The following is a 17991-nucleotide window of genomic DNA, read 5'->3' as shown; positions in this document are numbered from 1 at the left end:
TCTCGAATCGACACCGCCACTCTATCGTCCTCGTCTTGGCACGTGCCGAGACGACACTCGAAGTCACTCGCTCATCGGTCTGGCGGCCCGCGTCAGGGCAAGCCCGACCGCTTGCGCCAGAGCCATTCGACGCACAAAAGGGCACCGACCAACAGCAGCGCCGTGTAGTTGTCCCACAAACTGTACGTCAAGCGTCTCTCTTCCATGCGCGGCTCGAGCCCCTCGACGAGTTCCGCGACCACACGATCGGCATCGCCAATGTCGCCGTAGCGGCCTCCCCCCTCCTCGGCCAAGCGCCGCAGGGCCTCCGGATCGGCGGCCAACTCGATCATCTCCTGATCCTGACGACGCCTGACGAGAAACCGCCGCGTCTCGCTCAGGTCCTCGAAGCCCGGCTCGCTGGTCGAGACCGTCGCCGACCAAACGCCCGGCTCGAGCGCATCGATCGAGCGCTCGCGGATGGTCGATCCCTCCTCGGAGGCGAGTAGGGGGAACTCGCGGACGGACTTCTCGAGCAGGTTTCCCTCCTCATCGAGCCTGCCGACCCGCACCAGCAGCGGTGCCCCGATCGAACGCCCGTCCGTCCGGTGGGCCCGGGCGCGAACGAGCACCGGCTCTCCCTCGAGGACGAGATTGCGATCGAGCGCCATCTGCAGCCTGGGGTCCTTTCCCCGAAGCCGGGTGCCGACGCCCCAGCGAACCGCCTGGAGCCAGAAACGTCGGTGCACCGTGTCGCCAAGCTGATCGCGCCAACGCCACGACTCGGGCGACCCCATCCAGAGAACGCGGCCCGCGCCATAGCGCTGGACCGCGACCAGGGGCGTGCGTTCCTCGTCATCGGCTTCGAGCAGGACGATCGCTCCCGGCTTGGCGACCACGCCATCGGCGATCCAGCGAAGCGGGGGCAGAAGAGGCCAGAGTCTGACGTTGAGCTGCTCGTCCTTCAAGACCGAGGTGATCGGGTGGCCGTCTCCATCGGAAGTCAGCGCGATGCTGCGCTCGTTCATGCCATCGGTCGGCGGACGGACAACGCGTACCGGAAGCAGCTTGGCGATGCCGCCCAGTCCGTAGCCATGCGGCAGCGAGCGCGGTCCCGCCAGGCAGATGAGAAAGCCCCCCCGTCGGGAAACGTACGCTTCGAGCCGCTGCTGCTCCGCCGTCGAAAGTTCGCTCGGGCCGAGGTCGCCGAGGATCACCAGGTCGAACCCGTCGAGTTCCTCTTGCGTTCGCGGTAAGAGACTGCCATCCCCCTGGCTCATCCCGATCATGCGGTACTGACGGTCAATCGTCACCTTGCGGTCGCGTTCGAAAAGCGTGACCAGGTAGCGGCACTCCCAGCGAGCGAGGGCGTCGACGATCAGGACCCGCATCGGATCCTCGTTGACCGAGACGAGCATGCGGGCCTGATTGTTGTCGTGGTCCGCCTCGGGCAGACGGGCGGCATCGACTAACCCGCGCAGTCCGGCCGGATCGACGCCTTCGTCAATCGCCTCGGCGAGTGCCTGTGCGGGGAAGCTCGACTCCTCGGCGCCGGCCGTCGGCTCAAGCCGGGCGGTGAGCGTGTGCACGCCCGCTTCTCGGGCGGGGAACTCGAACCGTTCGGTTTGCCACTCGCCGTTGCCGGTGATGGTCTTGCGATCGAGTTCCTCCCCGAACCCGGAGACGACCAGATCCCAGGGCTTGTCGCCAAAGCCGGCGACGCGGTAGCGAACATCGATGCGAATCGTCTCTCCGAGAAAGACGTCGGGGCTGCCGAGGATCTCCGAGACGACCGCGTCGGGTGGATGGCCCGACTCGGCCACACCGATCGTCGAGAAAGCGGTCCCGCGCGAACGCAGGGCTCGTACCGGTGGAAGCGGATCACCGCCCGCGGTCTGCCGACCGTCGGAGAGGACCAGCACTCCCCCCAAGTAGTCGTGCGACCAGTCGCGGGCCACCGTTTTGAGAACGCTCTCGAAGTCGGTCGCCTCGTCGGTCCCTTGCGCGGCACCGGCATCGAGGAGCTTTCGCGACGACTGACCGAAGCCGAGCAGCTCAACGCGCGCCCTGCCGTCGAGCTTGGGAAGGATCACCTTCTGGAGCAACCGCAGCGCCCGTTCGCGACGCGACAGTCGCTCCAACTCCTCGAGCCCCTGCTTGATGGGGGAGTCGGCATCGGCGCCAGTGACGAGCGTCTCGTCGACCGCGCTCTGCTCCGCCTCGGTCCGTTCGATAATCTCCTCGGAGGACTCGGCGAGCCGCTGAAGGCCGTTGAGCGAGAGCTCGATCTCCGAGGAGGAGGGAACACCAACTCGAGCGAGGGCGCGATCGAACTGATCGCCGATCCGATCGAGTTCCGCCGCCAACTGAAGAAAGTGATCGGGAAGCCCCTGGGTCGCTCCGGTCAGCTCCACCAACTCGCGAGCCTCCTCGGCGTGCGTCATCGCGATTTGGGCGGCCCGTTCGAGTCGTTCGGCCGAGACTGCCGGGCCCATCATGCCCGATTCCTGAAGCGCGGCCAGGGCGGCGCTCAGCGTCGGCGCATCCTCGAGAAAGGCGGCCAGCTCGCGCCGCGCCTTCGCGGCGTTGGTCGGTCGCAGTTCCTCCGGAACGAGCCCCAACGCGATCGCGGCATCGAGCTTGTCGCCAGGCGTGCCACCATCCTTGCCGACTTCCATCGAGCCGGACTGATCGACCAAGACCGTCACCACCGGCAACGTACTTTCGCGGCTCTCCTTGGTCAGGGCCGGCTCCAGCAGCATCAGCACGAGCGCCACCGCCGCCGCCCCGCGCAGGATCGCCATCCCGATCCTCAGCCCTCGAGGTCGATCGTCGAGTTCACGCCGCTGTATGCGCAGCAGCCACCACGCGACCAAGATCGCCGCGGGGACGATGAGCCAGACCGGCGCCCCGACCAGTTGCAGCGAGTACCAGTTCTGCTCCGAGCCGTTCATGCCGCACCTCCCGACTCGGGCGTCTGCGAGGCCGAGGCTCGCAGCTCGCGTCGGCTCTGCCGGCTCGTCATCAGACTCTCGACAAAGAGCAACCCGACCGCCAGCATCAACAGCAGCGGCCACAACTCCCGCGACGGCCGCTTGGTCTGTCCCAGGACGTCGATGACCTCGTCGGACTGCTGAAGCGACACCAGCGGGACGTTGGCCAAGGTCTTACGAAGGTCCTCGTTCGACAAGACCGTCAGCCGGCTCTCGTTGCGGCGCGGATTGACCGCGTAGTAGACCCGGTTCTTTCCCGAGGCATCGCGGACGCGGTAGATCCCGGCGCTCGCGAGCGGTTCGCTGATCCGCGCGGGGTAGTCTTCCCAGTAGCCCTGTTCGAGAACGATGGGGTTGCCCTTCGGATCCTCGCACAAGACGACTTCGCGCGATTCGAGATCGGAGGGACAGTAGGTGATGCGGTCGCCGGGACGCATGTTGCGCGGCGGCAGGACGACACTGCCAAGGTACGCGGTCAGTCCGCGAATCAGCGGGACGAACGCCGAGACGAAAGGGAGGTCCGACCATTTCGCGTCGAGCGTCGTGGTGACCAAAATGACACGACCGCGGCCGCGCGCTCGTTCGACGATCACCGGATCGCCATTGGTCAGCGAGAGAAGCGAAACGACCTCGCTGCCGAGCAGCCCGGTGGTATCGAGCCGGTAGTAGGCATCGATCTTCGCCTCGCTCCAGACGTTGGTCGCTTGGTCCTCGAAGGCCTGCATCCCGTAGTGCCCCACGCGGGCCTCGGCGGGAAGGAGCGATCCCGGCGGTACCCGGCGTCGGCCGAGCGTCGCGGGCAGAAAGCCCTCCGATCCACGGGCCCAGTCGCGGTTGGCCAACAGGGGCTGCGTCGCCGGGCCGAGCCCGACCAAGACGCCGCCTCCCATCATGACGAAGCGTTCGAGCTTGGCGACGGTCGAGGCGTCGAGCGCGGGAACGTCCCCGAGGATCATGACACGGAAGTCGCGAAAATCGACGTCGTCCAGCCGGCCGATGGTGGTGCGGTCGAGCCGAAAGAGCCCGCGCCCATCCCCGCCGGGATCGAGCGAGGCGGCGACGTAGCCGAGGCTCCCCTCGAACCCCTTGCCCGTCGCCCCTTCGACCAGAAGCACCGGGAGCGACTTGGTCACCTCGACCGAGAGTGCCCGGCGATCGTCGGCGGCGAGTGAGTCGCGAGCCCCCTCGATCACCGCCTCGATCACATGGCTGCCCGCTTCCTCGAAGGTGTAGGTGAAGGTCTCGCGGCTCGTCTCTCCCGCCTCGATCGTCACGGGGCGTTCCTCCACGGAGCGACCATCGACGAAGAGCCGCAACAGCGCCTCTTCCGGGTCGGACTCGCCGTAGTGGACGAGCGAGACGTCGATCTCGATCGGAAGGTCCTCGGGAATCAGGGCGCGGTCGAGGCGAATGCGCGAGACGGCGATATTCGCTTCCGGCCTCGGTTCGGGGCTGAGCATCACGACGCGCGGGCGGCGCCGGGTCCCGATGGGGGCCTCGGGATCGCTTTCGATTTCGGCGCGAAGACTCTTCCACTGCTGTTCGTCGTCGACCTTCCACCCTTCCTTGCGGCCGTCGTGGATCAAGACCAGTTCGATGCCGGGGTTGACGTGTCGCGCCATTTGGTCGAGTCCGGCGGAGAGGAGTCCGGGGACATCGCTCTCGACCTCGGTCGATTCGATCGCCTCCACCGAGCGCCGGGCGGCCTCCAGGTCGAAGATCGGATCGGCGGTCGCCTTGCCGAGCTGCGAGGTTCGGATCAAGCTCACTTCGTCGCCGGTGGAGAGCGTGTCGAGATAGCTCGTCGCGAGCTGCTTCATCGACTCGATCGCCGAGCGGCCGCGCCCGGAGCTGGTCGAGACGCTGTCGTCGACAAGCAGGACCGCGCCGGTGCGTCCCTGTCGCTCGACCCGGCCGGCGTTGCCCGCGCTGCTGGCGAAGTACGCGGGACGAAGCAGCGCGATGGCGATGCACGCCAGGATCAGACTGCGAATCAATAGCAAGAGCCACTCGTCGAGAAAGAGCCGACGACGACTCTTCGCCGGCATTGCCCGAAGGAACTGCATCGCGGCCCACGTGACCGGCTTGATCCTCCGGCGATGCATGAAGTGGATGATGACTGGGGCCGAGATCGCCGCCAAGCCACCGAGCATCGAGAGATTCAGTAGCTCGATCACCGACGCTGCCCCCCCACCGCGAGGTGGCTCAGGGTCCGAATCAGCACCATCGCCAAGTCGTCATCGGTGCGGCACGGCTCGAACTGCACCCCGACGTCGTGGCAGCCCTCGGCCAACTGGCGACGATGTTCCGCCAACGCCTCTTGATAGACCGAGCGAATGCGGTCGCCGTCCATCCGTAGCCGGGGCTCGTTCTCCATGCCGACAAACTCGACCATCCCGCCGAAGGGAAAGGTCTCCTCGTGCGGATCGCAGATCTGGTAGAGGCGAATCTCTTGCTTGCGGAAGCGAAGGTGCTTGAGGGACTGGACCAGCCGATCGACCTCGTCGAAGGCGTCGGTGATGATGATGATCAGTCCGTGGCGGGCGCAGCGGTCCGCGAGGGTGTCGAGCACATCGGCGAGGCTCGTTTCACCACCCGGCTTGGCCGACTCGAGATGGTCGAGCATCGCCCAAAGGTTCGACATCCGCGAACTGGGAAGCAGATGCTCGCGAATCTCGGTGTCGCAGAGAACCATCCCGACCGCGTCCTTCTGCCGCACCATCAGGAAGCCGAGCGCCGCCGCGAGCATGCGAGCGTACCGCAGCTTGGTCATCCCGCCGGAGGAATACTCCATCGAGCCGGAACAATCGACGACGATGGTCGCCCGAAGCCGGGTCTCCTCCTCGTAGACGCGCACGTCGTAGCGGTCGGTGCGTGCGAAGACCTTCCAGTCGAGATGCCGCAAGTCGTCCCCCGGCTGATAGGGCCGGTGGCCGGCGAATTCGACCGATAGCCCGCGGTGGACCGAACGATGGCGCCCCGAGAGAATGCTCTCGACCGCCTGCCGCGCGGTGACTCCGACGTTGCCCAGACGCTCGAGGATCTCCTCTTGAACGGAAGCTTGCAGACTCATGAGTGGGCACTCTTTGTCGACTTGTCCAGATGATCGACGAGACGATCGATGATCTCGTCGCTCGAAAGTCCGGCCGTTTGCGCGGCGAAGTTGCAGACGATGCGATGGCGCAGCACCGGCTTGGCCAGCGCGGCGATGTCATCGGTCGAGACATGGAACCGGCCGTGGATCAGGGCGCGAGCCTTGCCGCCAAGAATCAACTGTTGACCGGCGCGCGGACCGGCGCCCCACTGGAGCCAGCGAGTGGCATCGGGCACGTCGTTGTGGCCCGGCCTGGTCGAATGAACAAGGTCGACCACGTAGTCGTAAACGTGATCGGCGACGGGAACCTGCCGCACCAGGTGCTGGAGCTTGATCAAGCTCGCGGCATCGAAGACTCGCTTGAGGGTCGGCCGCTCGTCGCCAGTCGTTCGGCGCAGGACCTCGATCTCCTCCTCCTTGGTCGGGTAGTCGACCTTGACCATGAACATGAAGCGGTCGAGCTGCGCTTCGGGAAGGTTGTAGGTTCCTTCCTGCTCGATCGGATTCTGGGTCGCCAGGACGAAGAAGGGATCGGGCAACTCGTAGGTCCGCCCACGGCACGTCGTGCGCCGTTCCTGCATCGCCTCGAGTAGCGCGGCTTGCGTCTTCGGCGGCGTCCGGTTGATCTCGTCCGCGAGGACGAGATGACTGAAGAGCGGCCCCGGCAGGAACTCGAGCTGTCGTCGCCCGGTCTCGGGATCCTCTTGAATGATGTCGGTTCCGGTGATGTCCGAGGGCATCAGATCGGGCGTGAACTGAATGCGGCTGAAGGACATGTCGAGGATCTGGCCCAGCGTCTGCACCATCACGGTCTTGGCGAGGCCGGGAACACCCTCCAGCAGGCAGTGACCGCGGCAAAGGATTGCCAGGACCAACTGCTCGAGAACCTCGGTTTGGCCGACGATGATCTTCTGAACTTCTTCAAGGATGGTCTCTCGCGCCTCGCTGAGTCGCGCGACGAGTTCCGCGTCGCCGCCGTCGGCGGGAAGCGTGGAGAGACTGCTCGATTCCGTGGTTGCCATCTCCGGCATCCTTCGTGACTAGAGAGAGGAAAGGTCGCGTGGGACCAGCAGGACCGCTCGCACGGAAGAAGATCCGTACACCTTTCGCGTTCCCGGACGACACCGACCACTCGATCGCGTGAAGGAAATGCCGCCACCGCGGACGCTTCGGGCTAGCCGTTCGCCAGCCCCGCAACGTCGACATTCCGTTTCCGTGGATCCCGAGCGGTGCCCATGCACCAGGAACGATCGTGACCTGCGAGTCGTATCTTCTGCGTCTTCAGAGTATCCCAGAATGGCGGCCGTGTCGCCTTGGGTGTTTTATCGAGTTAACGCGTTCGCGGGCGAAGTGTGACCGGAAAAGTGCTCGGCGAGGAGACCGGACGTCAGCTCGCGACGATCCCTCAACCTAATGCCGCGTCAAACGCTCGACTTCGGGTTGTGTACTCACGATCACTTCTCACTGGCCGACGAGCAGCCAGTTCCACCCGAACTCTTGGATCCGACCAAGCACTAGTCGCGGTTCGCGCGTCCCGTGCGGTTTCGCTTTTGCCTTGAGGACGGCGGCTTCGGCAGTTCGGAGAACCTCGCGCCGGAAGGACCGGCGGAGAAGACCGGCGACCCCAATCTCGCTCCTCCCTCGCAGCGACCGACGAAACGCGTCGCCGACGCGGGGGCGGCCACCGCGAATCGGATATCGTCGACCCGAACGATCCAGCGGCTGGAGAAGCGCTGAATGATCTCGAGTCGGCGCACCAGCAGCGGCGCCCCGCTCAGTTCGAAGAGCCTCGGTGCCCGTTCTCCCTCTCGGATCGTCAGCTTGCCCGGCTCCAGACGCAAGTGCAAGTCGCTCCGCTCGGCGGGACGGCCGAGCAAGGTCAACTCGACCGATGCCTCGACCGACTCCCACTCGATGGTACCCTCAAACCGCCAGTCCGCCATCTCGGCCAACCCGGCGACCTGAAAGCCGTCGGGCAACTTCTCGAACACGGGCGCCGGCAACCACGGATAGGGCTTCCCCGTTCCCGAGTAGGCTTTCTCGGCCTCAATGACGGCTCCGCGATAGCGAGCCCGCCCCTTCTCCACCCCAACGATGCCGCTTTGCTGATTGGCCTCGATGGCCACTTGAGAGCCTTCCTCGAGTTCCGCCAAGTCACCCCCCACCGCCGCCGAGAAGGGGGACCGGTTCTCAATCCAGGCGCGTCCACTCAGCAACAAGAGCCCGCGCGGGTGAACCACGACCGACGCCGGGCCGATGATCGTCGCCTTGTCCCCTTCGGGCCAAACGAGGGAGAGCCAACTCTTCTCGTGAACCGTCATCGGCTGGCGATCGACGCTGGCCCCGGGGACGAGCACTCGCTTGGCGTGCCGCGTCGTCCCACGCACGGACGCGACCTTGGCGATCGGAGCCTCCCAAGCCGTCCGCTTCGGCCACCACGCGACAAGCGCGACGCCGATCAGCATCAGCAGCCCCCCAATCGCTAGCGGGAGCCAGCGTGGACGACGTCGCGGCCGTGGATCGGGAACGACGATCTCCTGGAGCTTGGGACGATCGAAGGAAAGGCGCGACCAGAGGGAGTCGAGGAACCCCTGGCTGCTGGCACTCCGTTCCGCGTCGAGTCGGTGGCGAACAGTGTCTTGGAAGATGGTCCCGACGGAGGCCTGCAAGTCGAGCGACAGATCGAGGGTCTTCCAAACGATCTGAGCCGTTTCCTCGGCATCCTCCCCGCTGGCGAGAATATCGTGGAGTTCCTCGAGTTCCGACTGACTGAGATCGCCAATCGACAGTCCCGTCGCGAGTTCCGTGATTCGTTGTTCGCGCGACCGGTCCATGAGGATGGAAGGCTCCGGAGAGCGGAGTTTCCGTAGGGGCGGGAACTCTCACTAGTTGGCTTGAAGTCGCTTCTCCACGCAACCCCGCAGGGCGCGCTGTAGCCGAGAGAGCCGTTGACGGCATGCGGGAGGCTTGATGCCGATCACTTCGGCCGCCCCCTCGCTGGTGAGCCCCTGGGCGTGAACCAAGTCGATCAAGCGACGCTGTTCCTGCCCGAGATTCGCCAGGCACTCGCGCAGCGCCAGCACCCGCTCCTCGGAATTCTCGCGTTCGACATCCTCATCACGGTAGCGCAAGAGATGCTGACGAATCAACTCGCGCAGGTGCTTCTGCCCACGGGTGGCGCGGCGCTGATGGTCGACGAGTTGGCTGCGGGCGATCGACAAGAGCCAAGCCCTGGGGCTCGTCCCCGGCCGATACTGCTGGCGGTGAGTCCAGGCGCGACAAAGTGCCTCTTGGGCGATCTCGTCGGCCAATTCCGAATCGGCGGTCTCGCGCAGGAGCATCGCCCGGATCACGTGATGACATCGCTCCACGACGCGCGCGAAGGCCTCTTGGTCATCCTCCGCGCTCGCGGCCGTCATCCATAGATCAAGCGTGTCACTCATGGCGAGTCCGCGGCGGGCCGGTCCGAGCAAGGAACGAAGACGGGGAGGCGGGAACCGCTGCGAACCGCCGCCCCCCCACGACGCTCCAAGCGATGATAGTGCCCCTTTCGAGGCACGGGCAACCGAAAAGTCGGACTCGAATTCCCACGGGGAACGAGCCCGCTCGCCGGGATGGTCGAAATGTCTCCAGTTTGTGACATTCGCGTTGGTGTACCGCCAGGCCTTTGGCGCTGCCTGGCAAGCAGCCAGTAGCACGCGAGCATCAGGTCGCGACGGAGCCTACTTCAAGTCGAAGGAGAGAGGAGGATTGTCTTCGGAGGTGACGTTGGCGGTCAGCTCGCTGGCTTCGTTGTACTTCGGCGGAATGTAGGACTCGACGACCGGCACCATTCGCCCATCCTCGAGGACCTCGATCTTCCCAGGGACTTCACGCTGAGCGTAGATCTCGATTCGCTTGGAACCGGAGGTAACGCGAGCGTGGAACTCCCCCCCTTCGATCTTCGCCGACTGAACCGATCCCGATTCGATGTCCGCCGGTTCGGGGATGAAGGCAATCTCCCCCTCGGGCACGAGCTCGCCCTCAAAGCGAACGGTCCCACTGACCTCGTAGAGCGGCGGTCCACTCGGAGCTCCGCCACATCCGATCCCCAACATCAATACCGCAAGCATCACGCACTTGCCACGCATGGTCGCCGCCTCGACTTCGCCTCGATGATCGCCCCCGCCATTCGCCCCGACTACAGATCGCCGAGGATCTGACCATCGCCGCGATCGCCAAAGCGGTTCCACGTCGTCTTGCTGATGCTGTTGGAAATGAACCGCACCGCTCCATCGGCGACCAGGGCATTGACGCCTCCCGGATGGAAGCTGCGGGCTCCGGTCCGATAGTAGCCACTGGTCGCGACGGCCGCGGGAGCGAAGGGCTCGTAGTCGTAGAAGCGACCGGAGTACTGCTGGTCGGCGAGAGTCGTGTTGGGCGTGTCGCGAGCCGCGAGGGTGCAGTTGCCGTGCTGGCAGGTGTAGTAGCGGCCGCGTCGGTCACTTCCGCCATCGACGCCGAGGGGAACCTGAATGATCTCGCTGCCGGCGAGGGTATTGGCGGTCCCGTCCTCGATATCGGCGAACCGGACCGAGGAGATGACGTAGAAGAGGCCGTCGAGGTTGTGTCCGTTGGTGGCGGAACTGCTCGTGCGAAAGCTCCCGCCGCCGTGACTGAGCAGGAAGTTCCCCTGGAACACGCCGCCGCCGACCTTGGGGCTCGCGGGATCGGAGGGACACAGGAGTGTTTCGACGACCTTCTCGCGTCCATCCCAAGTCCACGAAGCGGTTTGGCCGTCGAACTGGGGGGAGACCTGGTCATAGAGAGCCATCTGATCGATGTAGGGCAAGAGGAGTTGCATCCAGCAATAGCGGCCCTTGCCCTTTTGGGCGGTAGTGCTGCCGATGGTGTTGCCTGCATCCTGGAATTGCCCCGGGGGAAGAACGCCGTGGGCATCGTGATAGTTGTGGAGTGCGACGCCCAATTGTTTCATCCGCGCGGTACACTGGGCACGTCGCGCCGCTTCGCGGGCCTGCTGGACGGCGGGTAAGAGGAGCCCGACCAGCACGCCGATGATGGCGATGACGACGAGTAGTTCAACGAGTGTAAACCCAACGCGCGGCCTCCGTGTCACGGCGGCGTCCCCCCTAGCAAGAATGGAATCGGTCCCCAAGAGAGAGTCTAGCGGAGAATCCCACCGCGGGGCAAGGGGCCAATTGGTGTCCGGGGGTGATCGTTGCGGGTCGGGAGGGGGCGCCGATTGCGTCACTCGGGGCGAAAGGCGCTTGACCCCGGCGGCAGCCCGATTATGATGTCACGTGACATCTCCACAAGATCACCATGGAGTTCACCATGCCTCTACGTCCCCCGCGTCTGCTCGCCGCCTGCCTCACACTCCTCGCCCTCGGTGGATTCGCCCACGCCGACGATGCCAAACCGGTCCGTGTCGGCATCATCGGCCTCGATACCTCCCACGCCCCCGCGTTCGCCAAGATCCTCAACGACCCCAAGGCCGCCAAGGACGTCTCCGGCTTCCGCGTCGTCGCCGCCTATCCCAAGGGGAGCCCCGACATCGAGTCGAGCGTCTCCCGCGTGCCCAAGTACACCGAGATCCTCAAGGAGATGGGCGTCGCGATCGTCCCGTCCATTCCCGACCTGGTCGACCAAGTCGACGTTGTCCTCCTCGAGACCAACGACGGCCGACCCCATTTGGAACAGGCCCTTCCCGTGCTAAAGGCCGGCAAGCCGGTCTTCATCGACAAGCCGGTCGCCGCGTCGCTGGCCGACACGATCGCGATCTTCGAAGCCGCCAAACGCTTCAAGACGCCGGTCTTCAGTTCCTCCTCCCTGCGGTATCTTCAGGGAGCCGACGCGGTTCGGACGGGCAAGTACGGCAAGGTCCTCGGCGCCGACACCTGGAGCCCCCAGTCGATGGACCCGACCCACCCCGACTTGCTCTGGTACGGCATTCACGGAGTCGAGCCCCTCTTCACCATGATGGGCACCGGCTGCAAGACGGTCCGGCGCTTCGTCAACAAGGACCAGGATGTCGTCGTGGGGACCTGGACCGACGGTCGGCTCGGGGTCTTTCGAGGCCTTAAACAAGGGGCGCGGGGCTATGGCGCGGTGGCGTTCACCGAGAAAAAGATCCTGCCGCTGAGTCGTTTCGACGGCTATCGCCCGCTCATGGTTGAGATCGTGAAAATGTGGCGCTCCGGCGAGGTCCCCGTTCCCGCGGAAGAGACGATCGAGATCATCGCCTTCTGCGAGGCGGCCGACATCTCCAAGGAGAAGAAGGGAGCCCCCGTCGAACTCGCGCCGCTGATCAAGAAGGCTCGGGCCGAGGCGTCGAGTCGGCTCGCGGCCCTCTTGGACGAGAAGGATGGGGCCAAAGTCGCCGCCGGGACCGCCGCGCGGAACTGAGTCCCGATCGCGCCCCTTTCCCGCGATTCGCGACGGAACTCGTCCGTTTCTGACCGATTCGCAACCAATTTGGCTCGGAATCGAACATTTTTGGACCGATTCCGGGCCCAAACGCCCCAAAATCCAGCCTCTGGAGCCCATCTCGGGCATTGGCACGCCCTGTGCGTCTCTCCTTCACGCCGGCTCAACCATGACGAGCCCCTCGGTCCCTCTCCCGTCTCAGGCGGAATGGAACGGGGTGCTCGTTGAACGGAACTCACGCGGGCCAACCGACACGCTCGGCACCGCCCGCCCTTTGTGAAGAGGAGAGAGAATCATGCGTATCTTGCTGATCACCGGAATCATCGTCGTCCTGTTGGCGTTCGTCGGGATTTTGACCTTCCAAAACGACGACGACACCATCGGCGTTCAGTTCGACAAGAACAAAGCCGCCGAGGCGACGCAAGAGGCCGTTGAGGGAGCCAAGAAGATCGGTCATTCCGTCAAGGAAGGTGTCGAGGAGGGAGTCGAAGAAGCCAGGGAGACCGCTCACGAGGTCGATCCCCACGAAGATGACATCGTGGAGTAACCCGCAGGATAAGCTCGGGGGGCATCGCGTGATGTTGCCCCCCTGGGAAAAGGTCGTCGCTTCACGCTGGCGGAACTACGTCGATTCGCGTACCACCAATCGCGGCGAAATCGTCTTGATGCGGCGGTTGGGGGTCATCTTCCCAGCCATCGATTCTTCCAGAAGATCGAGCGCCGCCTTGGCGTAGTCATCGTGACATTGGTCGATCGTGGTCAGCGACGGTTCGACAATCTCGGCCATCTCGAGGTTGTCGTACCCGGTCACCGCGACATCCCCGGGCACGGAAAGCCCCCGGCGACGAAGACGCTGGATCAGCCGCACCGCCCAAACGTCGTTGGAGCAAACAATCGCGTCGGCTTCCCCTTTGACGACAAGCTTGTCGATGCAGTCGTCGAGCATCGCTTGATCGGGCTTCTGCGCCTCGGAAGGCGACGTCCACGTCCGCTTTTTAAGGGGACGCATCCCGTGTCGCTTGAGCGATTCCTCAAAGGCGCGACTGCGAACCTGCATCAATTCGTCGCTCGGCGACCACAACTCCAGGCCGATTCGCTTCCTTCCCCGTTCGACGAGATGGTCAATGATCATCCCCATCCCTTGGGCGGTGTCGACGCGCACGCACCCATGACCGGCGCCGACCGCCGCGGCGTGGAAGACGACGTGCGGACACCCCTTGAAGACCGGCTTGAGCTCTTCGCGATAGCCGCGCATCAAGTCGAAGAGGCAAAGGACGCCCTCGACACCCCGATCAACGAAGTCGTGCAAGTACTCTTGAACGGACTCCGGGTCGTGGTGCGACTGCCCGACGACGAGCCGGTAGCCTCGCTGGTGGGCCTCCCCCTCAATCTTCGCGAGTCGGGCGGAAAAGACCGGAAGATTCACGGTATCGAGAATCAGCCCTAGTAGGTGGGTCCGCTTCCCGCGCAACTGCTGAGCGGCACGGTTGGGACGATAGTTCATCTGCCGAGCGATCTTGAGCACCCGCTTGCGGGTCTCCTCGGAAATACGAACGTTCGCCCCGCCGGAACGATTGAGCACCTGTCCGACGACGACGCGCGAAACTCCCGCTCGCTCGGCGATGTCAATTAGCCGCGTCGGCTTGTCTTGAGCCATATCGAATCACTTACTTGCTAGTTGATGGGCGGCAACGGCCCCGCGAGAACCGATGTTCCAGACTGGGAGAACATCCTTCGGGCACGATCTCCTCAAAGACCGTGGTCACTCAACAGGCCATACGCACTCAAACCACGTTCCGGCCCCGCACGCTCCGTGAGGTCTTTGGGACGCACCATCCTGACGTTCTTCCCGCTCCGTTGCAAGCGACATCAGCTCCCCGGCAGGCGGCCTCCCTGGTGCCAGAGACCGAATCTGCATCTATCGCACCACAACCAGGTGATCGCGTCGTCGAAACCGAGCCAATGCCCCTATGTCCGGGCCAGATCGAGGAGAAATCGCTCCAGCACGGCTCGAGGGGCGAGTGCCGTCCCCCCCTTGATATCCAGGTCGGCCCGCAGCAGGCGACGATAGAGATGGGCCATCCGCTTGCGACCCAACCGGCGAAGCTGCGTCGCGGACTTTTGAACAGCAAAGGGCGGAATCCCGGCATTCTTGATCGCGCTCTCGAGCGGGACTCCCGCGACCGCCTCGCGCGCCGCCCGCGTCAATTTGCGGAGTTGTGCCGTCGCCATCGCGAGGATCGAAACCGGCGATTCCCCCGCGACGAGCATCCGGTCGAGCAGTTCGATCGCTCGGGAAGCTTCACCGCCGAGCACCATGTCTAAGAGCTTGAACGCGGTCTCGGTCCGAGTCCCCGCGACGAGTTTGTTGACCGCGTCGATGCTGATCGCCGGCGCCTCGCCCACGTAGGTCGTCAGCTTCGCCAATTCCTGATCGAGTTGCCCTAGTTCCGTGCCGGCCAGTTCCACCAGCCACGCGGCGGTCTCGCGATCGAGCTGTTTCTTGTAGTGATCCCTGGACCAGCGAACGACCCAGTCCGGCACGTGCCACGCCTTGGGGGCCGACGCGTCGACCGCGATGAAGTCTTTTTCGATCGCCTTGGCAAGCTTCGTGTTGCTCCGCCAGGTCTTCGCCTCGAGCAACAGGACGCCGCACTCCGAGGGAGACTTGGCGTAGCGTTCGAGGGCGTCGCGATGTTGAGAGATGAAGGGTTCCCCCTCCTCGACGTGAACCAGACGGCGATCGCCGAGAAAGGGGGGCGTGAAGAGGTCATCGAGCACGTCGGCGATGGCGGCCTGTTTGCCGTCGTGGACCGCGTAGGTCAAGTCGTCGGGATCGTCCCCGAGAGCGAGTTGGCGGATCTGATCGACGACCTGTCGGTGCAGGAAGGTCTCGTCGCCGAAGACGACGTAGATCGCCGTCACGGGATCCTTTTGTTTTCGCTTCAGAAAGTCCGTGCTCGAAACGGGCACCTTGCATCTCCGGCCGTTTTGTCGTCAACGATACTCAACGTCACCCTTTGTCCAAGGGGCTCGCTCTCAACGTCCCCCCTCGTCGAAGGGGACTACAGGGGGGTCGGCTTTCGAAGGGTCGGCCTTCTCTTCAAACGCGTTCGATCGCCCTCGAACGGCGGTCGTCCGAGCTTCGGAAGAAGCCCCCTCCTTCTCCCAAGCCGAGCCCGCCGGGGAGCACGATGAGAAATCGCGAGACTTCGATCGACATTTTCATCGGTTGGTTTATGGGGAAGCGAACCGGGACGCCATGAGAAACGAAATAGCCAAGGGCCCTGGGAAACGAAACTGCGGAACAGCCGATGAAGATTGCGCGAAGATCACTGCTCGCCGGAAGCGTCGCCTTGCTCGGACTCTCCTTGGTGGGCTTTCTCGCCTCTCTGGCGTGGCCCTTCGAACTGGCGAGCCACTTTCGCTTCCAGTACTTTCTCGCCGCCGCCCTCCTCGCCGCCCTTTGCCTCGGCCTGCGGCATCGGGCGGCCCTCGCCGTCACGTTTGCCGGCCTCGCGATCAACGTACTGACTCTTCTTCCCTATCTGCCGACCAAACCCGATACCGTCGCCTCGGGAACACCCTTACGCGTCCTGGTGATCAACGCCTACGTCTCGAACAGGAGCCCGGGACGAGTCGTCGAGTTCGTCCGATCCTCAGGTGCCGATGTCGTCTTCGTCTGTGAATTGACCCGCGATCTGGACAAGCGTCTGCGGGAACTCGCCCTCGAGTATCCCTACCGCTGCGCCGATCCACTCGACAACCCGCTCGGGACCGGCCTCTACAGCCGTTTGCCCTTGGCCCAGGCAGAAATCACGACCTTCGATGGCGAGGGTTGGCCATCGGTGATCGCCGACGTTCGGGTCAACGGGGAGCTCGTCACGTTCCTCGGCACCCATCCCGAACCACCAAGTTCGCCCTCACGCCGGGCATCGCGCGATGCCCAACTGCGGGCGATCGCCCGCTTCGCCAAGAAACACGAGGGACGGCTCATCGTCGCGGGCGATCTGAACGTGACGTCGTGGTCGTCGATCTTCTCGATATTGACCGGCCAAACCGGCCTCGTCGACAGCCGTCTCGGACGCGGGTTGCAAGCGAGCTGGCCGGCGGGACGATCGCGGGCCTTGATGCGTATCCCAATCGATCATGTCCTTGTCGACGAGGAGGTCGACGTGGTGGGACGCCGCTTGGGCCCCAATATCGGCTCGGACCATCTTCCGGTCCTCGTCGATCTGTCACTTTGCCCCGCGCCCGTCGCTCGGGTCCCGGGTGCGAAAGCCCATCCGAAGCGATGACATGAACCTGTCACGGGTCCTTGCTTGCTCGCGTTGGGAGAACTTGTAGAACGCCCGACGAGCCACGGGAGCGGTATCTTCCGTTGTCGCCGGGAATCAGCTTGAGAACGCTTGCGCGCGGGGATACTAGATGGATGCCTTCCTTCATGACATGGTCGGCAAGTCCGATGAAATCAAGCTCCAGTTCGTCTTCTGGATCCTGATCTTCTCGACGTTCTACTCCTTCCTGATCGCGTTGATGTATCGCATCACCTTCAAGGGAGAGGCGTACTCGCAGAACTTCGCGCAGTCGATCGTGATCCTGGGAGTCCTGGTCGCGATCGTCATCTCGCTGATCGGTGGGAGCGTCGCTCGCGCCTTCGGCGTCTTCGGAGCCCTGTCGATCATCCGCTACCGCGTCCCGATCAAGGATCCGAAGGATCTCACGTACGTCCTCGCCGCCGTCGTCATCGGGCTCGCTTGCGGTGTCGGCGAACTCTTCGAGGCGGGGGTCGCCACCGTCTTTTTGCTAATCCTGATCAGGGTTCTCTACGATCACGACCTTTGGCTCGGCCCGACCCGGATCGAGCTTCCCTTCGGCTTCACGATCAGCCCGGTGACCGCCAAGTCGCGTCGGCTGAACATCATGCCGCTCAAGACGAGTTCCACGAGCAAGTCGTCGAAGAAAACGACCTCGTCCAAGTCGTCGAAGAAGAACGGATCGAAGTCCAAGACGAAATCTTCAAGCGACGCCAGCTCGTCCAAGGACGCCGACGCATCCACCAAGGAGAAGGACGCGACTCCGGAAACGCAGGTTTCCTCCCCCGAGCCGACCACCCCCGACGCCACGCCGCCCGAGAGTTCTCCCGAGGACTCCCACGAAGGCGACGCGAAGCCGAGCGACGGCTAGTGCTCTGATCCGACTCATCGTTTGCGTTGGTGTAGGCCTAACCTCTTGGTACTGGCTGACAAGCAGCCATTGGCACCCGATAATTTGAATGGACCAGCGTACTTGCATTTCGTTGAACTCTGGGGTGCCAACCTCTCCTTGGGGAGAGGTCGGCGAACACCGTGAGCCGGGTGAGGGAGATTCCGGTCTGGCACGATGAGGCTGGATTTTGAAGAGAAACCACCCTTGCCTTTCTTGAAGAAGAGCCACTTCACCCTGAAGAAGAACCCCCTCACCCCTAACCCCTCTCCCACAGGGAGAGGGGAACAAAAG

Annotated in this window: 14 protein-coding genes; 4 read left to right on the top strand and 10 right to left on the bottom strand. The window is 64.1% G+C overall.

Annotation, left to right across the window (positions count from 1 at the left end; genetic code table 11):
- Positions 1-92: 92 nt before the first annotated feature.
- The 8 genes from Pan216_RS04545 to Pan216_RS04510 all read right to left on the bottom strand — a co-directional run bounded on the left by Pan216_RS04545 (position 93) and on the right by Pan216_RS04510 (position 11182).
- The gene (locus tag Pan216_RS04545) at positions 93-2933 is read right to left on the bottom strand and encodes a hypothetical protein (RefSeq protein ID WP_145255440.1); all 2841 of its coding nucleotides are present in this window, start codon (positions 2931-2933) and stop codon (positions 93-95) included.
- Positions 2930-5149 (bottom strand): BatA domain-containing protein, encoded by a 2220-nt coding sequence (locus tag Pan216_RS04540; protein WP_145255437.1) that lies wholly within the window; start codon positions 5147-5149, stop codon positions 2930-2932. Before Pan216_RS04540 ends, Pan216_RS04545 begins: the two co-directional genes overlap by 4 nt.
- On the bottom strand, positions 5146-6045 hold the full coding sequence (locus Pan216_RS04535) for a DUF58 domain-containing protein (protein WP_145255434.1): 900 nt from the start codon (positions 6043-6045) through the stop codon (positions 5146-5148). The genes Pan216_RS04540 and Pan216_RS04535 overlap by 4 nt, the downstream gene beginning before the upstream one ends.
- A complete protein-coding gene (locus tag Pan216_RS04530) occupies positions 6042-7088 on the bottom strand; it encodes an AAA family ATPase (RefSeq protein WP_145255432.1) in 1047 nt (348 codons plus the stop codon). The genes Pan216_RS04535 and Pan216_RS04530 overlap by 4 nt, the downstream gene beginning before the upstream one ends.
- Positions 7089-7580: 492 nt before the next feature.
- Positions 7581-8900 (bottom strand): hypothetical protein, encoded by a 1320-nt coding sequence (locus Pan216_RS04525; protein ID WP_145255429.1) that lies wholly within the window; start codon positions 8898-8900, stop codon positions 7581-7583.
- Positions 8901-8951: 51 nt separating this feature from the next.
- Positions 8952-9509: an RNA polymerase sigma factor gene (locus Pan216_RS04520; RefSeq protein ID WP_145255426.1), complete on the bottom strand. Its 558-nt coding sequence runs from the start codon at positions 9507-9509 to the stop codon at positions 8952-8954.
- A 279-nt stretch (positions 9510-9788) separates the two neighbouring features.
- Positions 9789-10196 (bottom strand): hypothetical protein, encoded by a 408-nt coding sequence (locus tag Pan216_RS04515; RefSeq protein ID WP_145255423.1) that lies wholly within the window; start codon positions 10194-10196, stop codon positions 9789-9791.
- A gap of 50 nt (positions 10197-10246) precedes the next feature.
- Complete coding sequence (locus Pan216_RS04510; protein WP_145255420.1) at positions 10247-11182, bottom strand: DUF1559 domain-containing protein; 936 nt, start codon at positions 11180-11182, stop codon at positions 10247-10249.
- Between the two features lie 218 nt (positions 11183-11400).
- Here Pan216_RS04510 and Pan216_RS04505 point away from each other — a divergent pair, with 218 nt between their 5' ends.
- Together Pan216_RS04505 and Pan216_RS04500 are read left to right on the top strand one after the other, a co-directional pair.
- On the top strand, positions 11401-12471 hold the full coding sequence (locus tag Pan216_RS04505; protein WP_145255418.1) for a Gfo/Idh/MocA family protein: 1071 nt from the start codon (positions 11401-11403) through the stop codon (positions 12469-12471).
- Between the two features lie 316 nt (positions 12472-12787).
- Entirely contained in the window at positions 12788-13039 is a 252-nt protein-coding gene (locus tag Pan216_RS04500) for a hypothetical protein (RefSeq protein ID WP_145255415.1), read from the top strand.
- 75 nt (positions 13040-13114) lie between these two features.
- On the opposite strand, the gene Pan216_RS04495 is transcribed toward Pan216_RS04500, so the two are convergent.
- Positions 13115-14149: a LacI family DNA-binding transcriptional regulator gene (locus Pan216_RS04495; protein ID WP_145255412.1), complete on the bottom strand. Its 1035-nt coding sequence runs from the start codon at positions 14147-14149 to the stop codon at positions 13115-13117.
- Between the two features lie 311 nt (positions 14150-14460).
- Positions 14461-15465: a DNA polymerase III subunit delta gene (gene holA, locus Pan216_RS04490; RefSeq protein ID WP_145255409.1), complete on the bottom strand. Its 1005-nt coding sequence runs from the start codon at positions 15463-15465 to the stop codon at positions 14461-14463.
- 341 nt (positions 15466-15806) lie between these two features.
- On the opposite strand from holA, the gene Pan216_RS04485 reads away from it, so the two are divergent.
- Positions 15807-16790 (top strand): endonuclease/exonuclease/phosphatase family protein, encoded by a 984-nt coding sequence (locus tag Pan216_RS04485; RefSeq protein WP_145255406.1) that lies wholly within the window; start codon positions 15807-15809, stop codon positions 16788-16790.
- A gap of 130 nt (positions 16791-16920) precedes the next feature.
- Positions 16921-17679: a DUF4956 domain-containing protein gene (locus Pan216_RS04480; protein ID WP_145255403.1), complete on the top strand. Its 759-nt coding sequence runs from the start codon at positions 16921-16923 to the stop codon at positions 17677-17679.
- The last annotated feature ends 312 nt before the right edge of the window (positions 17680-17991 follow it).

The organism is Kolteria novifilia (genome assembly GCA_007748055.1).
Taxonomy (GTDB): Bacteria; Planctomycetota; Planctomycetia; order Kolteriales; family Kolteriaceae; genus Kolteria; species Kolteria novifilia.
Note: the sequence above shows the minus strand (reverse complement) of the source record. Positions and strands in the feature narration are given on the sequence as shown.